Source organism: Streptomyces sp. NPDC020597 (assembly GCF_044335095.1).
Taxonomy (GTDB): domain Bacteria; phylum Actinomycetota; class Actinomycetes; order Streptomycetales; family Streptomycetaceae; genus Streptomyces.
In genome coordinates, this window is record NZ_JBIRUL010000061.1 from 1 (window position 1) to 10,709 (window position 10,709).

Sequence of the window (10,709 nt, forward strand, 5' to 3'; positions counted from 1 at the left end):
CACCACGAACGCCGACAGATCCCAACCACACGTCAACTCGTCCAAATACACCGCACCCCACGCCTTCGCCCCCACCACCCGCCCCACATGAGCGGCGTCGATGTCGTCGAAGGGCATGTGGTCGGGGACGCCGGCGGCATGGAAGACGGCGCTGACGCGGTGTCGGGAGAGCAGGTCGGCGACCGCTGCCCGGTCGGAGACGTCGCACGTTTCGACGCTCACCCGTTGTGCGCCCGAGTCGCGAAGCTCGGCGACGAGTTCTTCGGCTCCTGCGGCGGCGGGGCCCTGACGACCGGTGAGAACCAGGTCGGTGGCTCCACGCCTGACGAGCCAGCGTGCGACGTGCGCGCCGAGAGCACCGGTGCCGCCGGTGACCAGGACCCTTCCTTCCGGTTTCCAGCCCGGTCCGGTGGGCCGCTGAGCGGACGCCTGCCGAAGCCTTCGGGCATGGATCCGTCCCTCGCGAAGCGCGAGTTGATCCTCGGAGGAGGATGAGAAGACCGACGCGAGTAGCGCTGCGGTGTTCGCGCCGGGCGCCTCCGCCAGATCGACCAGTCCGCCCCAGCGGTCGGGGTGTTCCAGTGCGGCGACACGACCCAGTCCCCAGACGGCGGCCTGTTCGGCGCGCAGCGGACCGTCATCGAGGTCGCCCACGGAGACCGCTCCCCGGGTCACCAGCCAGGTGGGCCCTGCCACCTTCGCGTCACCCATCGCCTGTGTGGCGATGAGCGCCTGCACGACCGTCTCGCACAGGACGACGACTCCGGCGATCTGCGGGCCCGGAAGGGCGGCCACGGCACGGGCCAGCTCCGCGCGGTCGGGATCGTCCGACAGGGACAGGAGCAGGTGCTCGGGCAGAGCGGCGGTCACCGTGTCCAGGTGAGCCGAGCGCCCCGCCGAGTGGAGCACCAGCCACTGCCCGAAAGGACCGTCACCAGGCGGGAGCGCGGCCTCCTGCCAGTCCACACGGTACTGCCAGCCATCCACCTCGGCTCTGACCGCTCGATCCCGGTGCCGGGCCGACAGTCCCGCCAGGACCTCCTGGACGACGTCCTCGCCGATGTTCAACGTGTGAGCCAGCTCCCGTGCCTCCTCCGGTTCGGCGGGGTCCCAGAAGTCCGCGTCCGGCACGACTTCGCTGCGCTTGGTCTGCGGCCAGAACCGTTCTCGCTGGAAGGCGTACGTCGGCAGGTCGACGCCGGCCGTGGTGGCCTCGCCGATCAGCGCGGTCCAGTCGACGAGGAGCCCCGCCGTGTATCCAGCGGCAACGCACGCAACGACGGTTTCCACCTCGCCCCTGTCCTTGCGGAGCATCGAGGCGAACACTGCGTCGCCGGTGCCGTCGTCGGGGAGGCTGTTCTGCGCGAGTGCGGTGAGGGTGGCGTCGGGGCCGATCTCCAGGAAGCGGGTCACACCCTCCGCGGCCAGTGCACCGATCCCGTCGGCGAAACGCACCGCCTCGCGCACATGCCGCACCCAGTACTCCGCCGACGCCAACTCGCCCCCCACCGCGAGCCGCCCCGACACGTTCGACACCAACGGAACCGACGCCGAACCGTAGGAGATGCCCTCCGCGACCTCACGGAAAGCCTCCAGCATCGGCTCCATCAACGGCGAGTGGAACGCATGCGACACCCGCAGACGAGACGTCCGCCGGCCCAACGCCCTGAGCTGCCCCGCGATCTCATCAACCGCCGACTCGGCACCCGCGATCACGACCGCGCGGGGGCCGTTGACCGCAGCGACCGACACCTCGGCCCCACGGCCCTCCAGCAGCGCCAGCACCTCGTCCTCGGCCGCCTCCACCGCGACCATCACCCCACCCGACGCCAACCCCTGCATCAACCGACCCCGCGCCACCACCAGCGCACACGCATCCTCCAGCGACAACACACCCGCCACATGCGCAGCCGCGATCTCACCGACCGAATGACCCATCAGGAAATCCGGACGCACCCCGAACGACTCCACCAGACGGAACAACGCCACCTCAACCGCGAACAACGCAGGCTGCGCCCACTCCGTACGCTCCAACAGCTCCGCGTCCCCACCGAAGACCACCTCCCGCAACCCACCCCCCACCCGCGCACACACCTCATCGAACGCCTCCGCGAACACCGGAAACGCCCCGTACAACCCACGCCCCATCCCCACCCGCTGCGCACCCTGACCAGCGAACAAGAACGCCGTCCGGCCGGGACCGGCCGCTGTGCCCTGAATCAGGTTGGCGGCGGGATCTCCGACGGCCAGGCAGTGGAGGCCGGCCTGCAGTTCCGCGTGATCGCGGCCGTAGATGACGGCGCGGTTCTCGAAAGGCGTGCGGGTGGTGATCAGGGCACTCGCCACAGCAACGGGGCTGAGGTCCGCCCTCGCCTGCGCGTAGGCACGCAGCCGGGTGGCCTGTGAGCGCAGGGCGTCGGGGCTGCGCCCGGACAGCACCCACGGCACCACCGGCAGACCCGCACCCTCACCTGCACCCGCACCTGCACCTGCACCCGCGCCCTCAACCTCATCCAACGGCTCGGCCGGGGCCTGTTCGAGAATGACGTGCGCGTTCGTCCCGGACAGACCGAACGACGACACCCCCGCACGCCGCACCCGCCCACCGACCTCGGGCCACGGCTGCGCCTCCGTCAACAACTCCACCGCACCCGCCGACCAGTCCACATGCGACGACGGCTCACCCACATGCAACGTCGCCGGCAACACCCCATGACGCAACGCCTGCACCATCTTGATCACACCGGCCACACCCGCAGCCGCCTGCGTATGACCCACATTCGACTTCACCGACCCCAACCACAACGGCCGATCCACTGAACGACCCTGACCATAAGTCGCCAGCAACGCCTGCGCCTCGATCGGATCACCCAACCGCGTCCCCGTACCGTGCGCCTCCACCACGTCCACATCCACCGCCGACACACCCGCGTCCGCCAACGCCGCCCGGATCACCCGCTGCTGCGAAGGCCCGTTCGGCGCCGTCAACCCATTCGACGCACCATCCTGATTCACCGCCGAACCTCGCACCACCGCCAACACCCGATGACCCAACTGACGCGCATCCGACAACCGCTCCACCAACAACACACCCACACCCTCACCCCACCCCGTACCATCCGCACCCTCACCGAACGCCTTACACCGGCCATCCGCCGCCAACCCACCCTGACGACCGAACTCCACGAAAGCAGCGGGGGTGGACATCACGGTGACGCCTGCGACGAGGGCCTTCGAGCACTCGTCGGAGCGGAGCGACTGCGCGGCAAGGTGCAGGGCGACCAGGGACGAGGAGCACGCCGTGTCGATCGTGACCGCCGGGCCTTCCAGGCCCAGCGCATACGACACCCGGCCCGACGCCACGCTCGCAGCGTTGCCCGTGCCGACGTAACCGCCGAAGTCACCCTCCGACAGATTCAACAACGCCGGATAGTCCTGACCGTTCGTCCCCACGAACACACCCGTACGACTCCCCCGCAACGACCGGGGATCCAGCCCCGCCCGCTCCACCGCCTCCCACGACGTCTCCAACAACAACCGCTGCTGCGGATCCATCGCCAACGCCTCACGCGGCGACACCCCGAAGAACTCCGCATCGAACCGACCGACATCGGAGAGGAAGCCGCCGTGACGGGGGTACGCCGACGTGTCGCGTCCGGTGCCGTCCAGGTCGTCGAATGCGGTGAGGTTGTCCCAGCCACGGTCCGTGGGGAAGTCTCCGATGGAGTCCTCCCCTTGCAGGAGCAGATCCCAGAACTGTTCGGGTGTCTCGACGCCGCCCGGGAATCGACAGCCCATGCCGATGATCGCGAGAGGATCGTCGGCGAGCGCGGCGGGCTCGGAGAGTCGGACCGCGGAGGCGTTCGTGTGCGAGGGCGCCAGTTCGCTCTGGAGGAGTTCGGTGACCGCTTCGGGCGTGGGGTGGTCGAAGACGAGGGTCGCCGGCAGCCGGATTCCGGTCGCCGCGCCGAGGGAGTTACGCAGCTCCAGCGCGGTCAGGGAATCGAGTCCCAGCTGCGTGAACGGCGTGTCCGGGCGGATGTGCGTTTCGGGGGCGTGTCCGAGCACGTCGGCCAGCGTGCTCCGCACGAGTGCAGCCACCGCGTCACGGCGGCCGGACTCGGGCAGGTCCAGGAGGCCGAGTTGCGGGACCGTGGATCGCGCCGCTGACGCGGCCTCGCGCAGGGCGGGGCGACCCGCCAGGTCTCGCAGCAACGTGGGCAGCCGGTCGGCGGTCCGGCGCAGGGCGGCGCGGTCCAGGCGGAGCGGAAGCGAGGGGACGTCGATGTGGGTGAGGGCGCGGTCGAAGAGGGCGAGGGCGTCGCCGGTGGGCAGCGCGCCGATGCCGTTGCGGGCGGCGCGGCTCTGCGCGGCATCGGTGAGACCGCTGGTCATGGCGCTGTCGGCTTCCCACAGGCCCCAGGCGACGGACACCGCGGGACGTCCGTCGACGCGCAGATGGACGGCGAAGGCGTCGAGGAAGGAGTTCGCGGCGACGTAGTTGCCCTGACCGGGACCGGCGAACGTGGCGGCGGCCGAGGAGAACAGCACGAACGCCGACAGGTCGAGGTGTCGTGTCAGCTCGTGGAGATGGACCGCAGCGTCGACCTTGGGCCGTAGCACCGAGGTGAGTCGCTCCGGGGTGAGGGAGGTGACCACACTGTCGTCGAGCGTTCCGGCGATGTGCACCACGGCGCCGAGCGGATGTTCGGGCGAGATGTCGCTGATGACGTCGGCGAGAGCGTCACGGTCGGCCGCGTCGCAGCTCACGACGGTGACTCGGGCGTCGACCTCGGCGAGTTCGGCGATCAGTGCGGCCGCGCCCGGGGTCTGCGGGCCCCGTCGGCTGACGAGGAGCAGGTGACGCACCCCGTGGCGGTGCACGAGGTGGCGGACGGTGGCGGTCCCCACCGTGCCGATGCCACCGGTGACGAGCACCGTCCGGTCCGCGGGGAAGGCCGCTGCGGCCGGTCGCTGCGCGGGGGCCGCGACCCGTGTGAGCGTCGGAGCGAGCAACTGTGCTTCGCGCAGTACGAGTTCGTCTCTTCGCCGCCCGGCCGCGTCCCTGAGCTGGTCATCGGTGGGAACGGCCTCGGTGTCGGTGTCGGTGTCGAGGAGCAGGATCCGCCCGGGGTTCTCCGACGCTGCCGACTTGAACAGCCCTCGCACCGCGGCGGCGGGCAGGTCCACCACGGTCTCGCCGGGGCGCGCGGCGACCGCACCGCGTGTCAGCAGCAGCAGACGCGAGTGGTCGGCACGCCCTTCGGTGAGCCAGCGCTGGAGCAGACGGAGGGCTTGCTCCGCGGCACTGTGCACATCGGGCACGAGCCCGGCGCCGCCGTCGGCGTCCGCGGTATGCCACGGGACGGCGACGAGGTCGGCGAAGGGGCCGTCGTCCGAGGTGGCCGACAGGGCCGCCAGGAGCTCGTCCGGGCTCTTCCGGGCCACGGCCCCGACGTCGTCCCGCTCGGTGGCGGCCTCGGCCGCGGTCCAGGTGACGGTGTAGAGGTCGCTGCCGTGGTGCCGGACGGCGTCGGGACGTTCGTGGGCGTCGAAGGGCAGGACGGCTACCGTCGAGGCGGTCAGGACGGGGGCCCCCGTGACATCCAGCAGCCGGACCTCGCTTTCCGTCGTCGAGCGCGGAACGACGTGCATCCGTATGCTCGCCGCCGCACGCGCGTGGAGGGTGACTCCGGACCAGGCCACGAGGTGCGGCACCGGTTGTCCGGCCGCCGTCAGGACGAGCAGGGCGGAGTCCAGCAGGGCGGGGTGCACGGCGAACCTGGCCGCCTCGGCCTCCGCCGTCTCCGGCAGAGCGGCCTCCGCGAAGACCTCGTCTCCCAGACGCCAGACCGCTGTCAGCACCTGCGAGCGTGGCAGGTCGAAGTCCGTGTACACCTCGTCCAGGGGTATGGGCACCGCGCCCGGCGGGGGCCAGGCCGCAGCGCCTGCGGAGGCGTCGGGGCTCGGGCCGGTCGGATCCTCGGGGCCGGTGAGCAGGGTTCCGTGGGCGTGGCGGGTCCAGGGCCGGTCCTCGTCCGACGGGCCCGCGTCGGGGTCGTACGGCCGTCCGTACAGAGAGAAGGCCCAACGCCGCTCGCCCTGGACTGCCTCCGTGACCGTCTGCACCTCGATCTCCCCGGTCGTGGGGAGCGACAGGGGGGTGTCGACGCGCAGTTCGGCAAGGTGATGGGCACCGATGCCGCGTGCGGCGTGAAGAGCCAGGTCGGTCAGGACGGAGGCGGCCACGAGCGAGCCGCCGCCGGTGGCGAGCTCGCCGAGCCAGGGCTGCGTGCGCGGCGAGAGACGTCCTGTGGCCACCACGGTGGTGGAGTCGGCGAGGCCGATTCCGTCCGAGAGCAGCGGGTGTTCCCCACGACGTCCGGCGTGGTCGGCGACAGGGTCGAGCCAGTAGCGTGTCCGCTGGAAGGGGTATGTGGGCAACGGGACCGACTCGTTCGTGTCGTTCAGGAGCGCCTTCCAGTCCACCGGCCTGCCGGAGACGTGCAGCGCTGCCATCGCCGCCACGGTGGTCCGGGACTCGTCACGGTCCTTGCGGAGCGTCGCGACGAAATCGGCTTCGTCGCCAGCTTCTTCGGCAACGGCACGGGCGAGTGCGGTGAGGGTGGCGTCGGGGCCGATCTCCAGGAAGCGGGTCACACCCTCGCCGGCCAGCACTCCGACCCCGTCGGCGAAACGCACCGCCTCCCGCACATGCCGCACCCAGTACTCCGCCGACGCCAACTCGCCCCCCACCGCGAGCCGCCCGGACACGTTCGACACCAACGGAACCGACGCCGAACCGTAGGAGATGCCCTCCGCGACCTCACGGAAAGCCTCCAGCATCGGCTCCATCAACGGCGAATGGAACGCATGCGACACCCGCAGACGAGACGCCCGCCGACCTCGCGCCTTCAACTCATCAACGACCTCGATGACGGCTGCCTCGGCACCCGCGATCACGACAGCGCGGGGGCCGTTCACCGCAGCGACCGACGCCTCGGACTCACGGCCCTCCAGCAGCGCCAGCACCTCGTCCTCGGCCGCCTCCACCGCGACCATCACCCCACCCGACGCCAACCCCTGCATCAACCGACCCCGGGCCACCACCAGCGCGCACGCATCCTCCAGCGACAACACACCCGCCACATGCGCAGCCGCGATCTCACCGACCGAATGACCCATCAGGAAATCCGGGCGCACCCCGAACGACTCCACCAGACGGAACAACGCCACCTCGATGGCGAACAACGCAGGCTGCGCCCACTCCGTACGCTCCAACAGCTCCGCGTCCTCGCCGAAGACCACCTCCCGCAACCCACCCCCCACCCGCGCACACACCGCGTCGAACGCCTCCGCGAACACCGGAAACGCCGCATACAACCCACGCCCCATCCCCACCCGCTGCGCACCCTGACCAGCGAACAAGAACGCCGTCCGACCACCCCGGCGGGCGGTCGCGGTGACGACGTCGGGTGAGGCGCCGTCGGCGGCGAGGACTTCGAGGCCCGCGGTGAGGGACTCGCGATCGGTGCCGAGGACGACGGCGCGTTGTTCGAAGAGGGAGCGTCGGAGGGTCAGCGTGCGTGCGACGGCCAGGTCGTCGGTGTCCGGGTGCGTGCCGAGGTGGTCGAGCAGGCCGGCGGCCTGAGCCTTCAGGGCGTCGGCGGTCCGGGCGGAGAGGACCCACGGGATGACCGGGGGCACCGCGGGTTCGGGTGTCGTGTCGGTGTCTTCCGGTTCCGTGGCCTCGGTTTCGTTCGGCGGGGTCTCCTCCAGGATGACGTGGGCGTTGGTGCCGGAGACCCCGAATGCGGACACCCCGGCCCGTCGCGGCCGGTCGCCGGGCGGCCACACGACGGGCTCGGTGAGCAGACGTACGTGGCCCTCGGTCCAGTCGACCTTGGTCGTGGGCGCGTCGACGTGCAGAGTGCGTGGCAGGCGGGCGTGGCGCAGGGCCATGATCATCTTGATGATGCCGCCGACGCCCGCGGCGGCCTGGGTGTGACCGATGTTGGACTTCAGGGAGCCGAGCCAGAGCGGACGGTCCGCAGCGCGGTCCTGCCCGTAGGCGGCGAGGAGTGCCTGGGCCTCGATGGGGTCGCCGAGGGTGGTTCCGGTGCCGTGCGCCTCGACGGCGTCGACGTCCTGCGGAGAAAGCCCTGCGGAGGTCAACGCCTGGCGGATGACACGCTGTTGGGACGGCCCGTTGGGAGCGGTGAGGCCGCTGCTCGCGCCGTCCTGGTTGACGGCGGAGCCGCGGACGACGGCGAGCACCTCGTGGCCGTTGCGACGCGCGTCGGAGAGGCGTTCCAGCAGAAGGACGCCCGCGCCCTCGCTCCAGCCGGTGCCGTCGGTGGCGTCGGCGAAGGACTTGCAGCGTCCGTCCGGCGCGAGTCCGCGCTGTCGGCTGAACTCCAGGAAGGTGACCGGGGTCGACATGAAGGCGACGCCGCCCGCGAGGGCGAGGTCGCACTCGCCCTGCCGCAGCGACTGCACCGCGAGGTGGAGGGCGACGAGGGAGGAGGAGCACGCGGTGTCCACCGTGACGGCGGGCCCCTCGAAGCCGAAGGTGTAGGAGACGCGACCCGAGGCGATGCTCGCGGCGCTGCCGTTGCCGAGGTGGCCCTCGACGCCGGGAGGCGGCTCGGGGAACCGGGTGGCGTAGTCGTTGTACATGACTCCGGCGAACACTCCGGTGGCGCTTCCGCGCAGGTCGGCCGGGCGCAGGCCGGCCCGTTCGAGGGATTCCCAGACGATCTCGAGCAGGATGCGCTGCTGCGGGTCGGTGGCGAGGGCCTCACGCGGGGACATGCCGAAGAAGGCGGGGTCGAAGTCGGCGGCGTCGTGGAGGAAGCCGCCTTCCCGGGTGTAGCAGGTGCCGGGGTTGGCGGGATCGGGATCGTAGAGTGCGCCGAGGTCCCAACCGCGGTTGTCCGGGAAGGCGGAGACGCCGTCGGCGCCCGTGTCGACGAGGTGCCAGAGGTCTTCCGGCGTGCGCACCCCACCGGGGTAGCGGCAGCCCATGGAGACGACGGCGATCGGTTCCGTCGCCCTGCCCTCGACCTGGCGCAGCCTGGCGCGGGTGCGCTGGAGGTCGCTGGAGACTCGGGTCAGGAACTCGCGCAGCCTGTCCTCGCTCACGGATCGGTCTCCCTTCGGCGGCGGGGCACGCCGGCTCGCGGTGGGGCACGGGGCATCGGGGTGGCCCCGGCGCCTCCCGGGCGCCGGGGCCTGGTGAGGGCCGGCGTGCCGTCCGATGCCCTCGCGGAACGGGCCGCGGCGCTACCGGCGCCAGGCCTGTCCCCAGGGCCGATTATGGGAAGGGTTGCGCTCGTTTCCGGTGGTGGTCCGGGCGGCTCTAAGAGAACTTCTAGCGTTGCCGGGCGGGCCGGAGACCGGCCGGGCTTCGAGACCGCCACCTGCGCTCACAGGCGGAGGGTCGTCTCCAGTGCGTTCTCGGCGACGCGCGGCACGAGGCCGAGCTCGGCCGAGCGGTCCAGGAGAGTGCGCACGGCGTGCAGTCCGTCCGGGCCGAGGGAGGCGGTGAACTCGTTGACGTACAGGCCGATGTGCTGGTCGACGACGTCCGGTTCCATCTCCTGGGCGTGCTGGAGGACGTGGGCGCGGGAGGCGGCCGGATTCTCCCGTGCCGCGCGGAGTGAGGCGCGGATCGTGCCGGTGAGCCGGCGCAGCACGGGTTCCCCCAGGGAGCGGCGGGCGACGATCGCGCCCAGCGGAATGGGCAGCCCGGTGCGCTTCTCCCACTCCTCGCCCATGTCTGCGGTGCAGTGCAGACCGTAGCGCCCGTAGGTGAAACGAGCTTCGTGGATGACGAGTCCGGCGTCGACGGCGCCGTCCCGGACGGCGGGCATGATCTCGTGGAACGGCAGGACGACGATCTCGCCGACACCGCCCGGTATCGCGTCGGCCGCCCAGAGCCGGAACAGCAGGTAGGCCGTCGAAGTGGTGCTGGGTACCGCGACGCGGGCACCGGTCAGTGCGGCGGGCTCACCGGGTTCCGCCACCAGGACGAGGGGACCGCAGCCGTGGCCCAGGGCGCCACCGCAGGGCAGCAGCGCGTAGTCGGCGAGGATGCGCGGCAGCACGCCGTAGGAGACCTTCAGGACGTCCAGTTCGCCGCGTTCGGCGAGGCCGTTGGTGACGTCGATGTCGGCGAGGGTGAGCCGCGCATCCGGCGCGTCGGGGAGCAGCCCTTCGGTCCAGGCGTGGAAGACGAAAGTGTCGTTGGGGCAGGGTGAGTGCGCGAGGGTCAGGGGCTCCGTCACGGCCCGTCCTTCCTTCTTGTCCGGGGTACGGCGGCGATGCCCTCAGCAAAGCCGTTGCGGATGTGGGGTTTTCCCCAGACTGCCCTCCGCGAGGATGAGCGGGCCCCACCCGACGCGGCGTCGATGCCCGCCGGTTTCCGCGGGGCGTCGCGGTCGCGCCCTGGGGACCGTCGACGCGGCAGACCACGCCCATGCCATGTGCGCACCGTCACCACGCGTGCCGCCTGGCACTGAACGAGGAGGTTCCCGGCCATGGACGCTGGGCTCAAGCGCGAGCTGGAGGAGAAGGTCCTCTCCGGTGAGCGGCTGTCCCGCGAGGACGGCATCGCCCTGTACGAGTCGGACGACCTGGCGTGGCTGGGCGGGCTCGCGCACGAGGTGCGCACCCGCAAGAACGGCGACGTGGTGCACTTCAACGTC

At 71.3% G+C, this 10,709-nt stretch carries 1 protein-coding gene and 2 pseudogenes; 1 reads left to right on the plus strand and 2 read right to left on the minus strand.

Annotated elements, in window-relative coordinates:
• Window positions 1–9,144: pseudogene (locus tag ACH4ZA_RS39635) on the minus strand (type I polyketide synthase); the annotation flags it as partial.
• Window positions 9,145–9,428: 284 nt separating this feature from the next.
• On the minus strand, window positions 9,429–10,289 hold the full coding sequence (locus ACH4ZA_RS39640; protein ID WP_398433857.1) for a 1,4-dihydroxy-6-naphthoate synthase: 861 nt from the start codon (window positions 10,287–10,289) through the stop codon (window positions 9,429–9,431).
• Between the two features lie 252 nt (window positions 10,290–10,541).
• Here ACH4ZA_RS39640 and ACH4ZA_RS39645 point away from each other — a divergent pair.
• Window positions 10,542–10,709: pseudogene (locus ACH4ZA_RS39645) on the plus strand (aminofutalosine synthase MqnE); the annotation flags it as partial.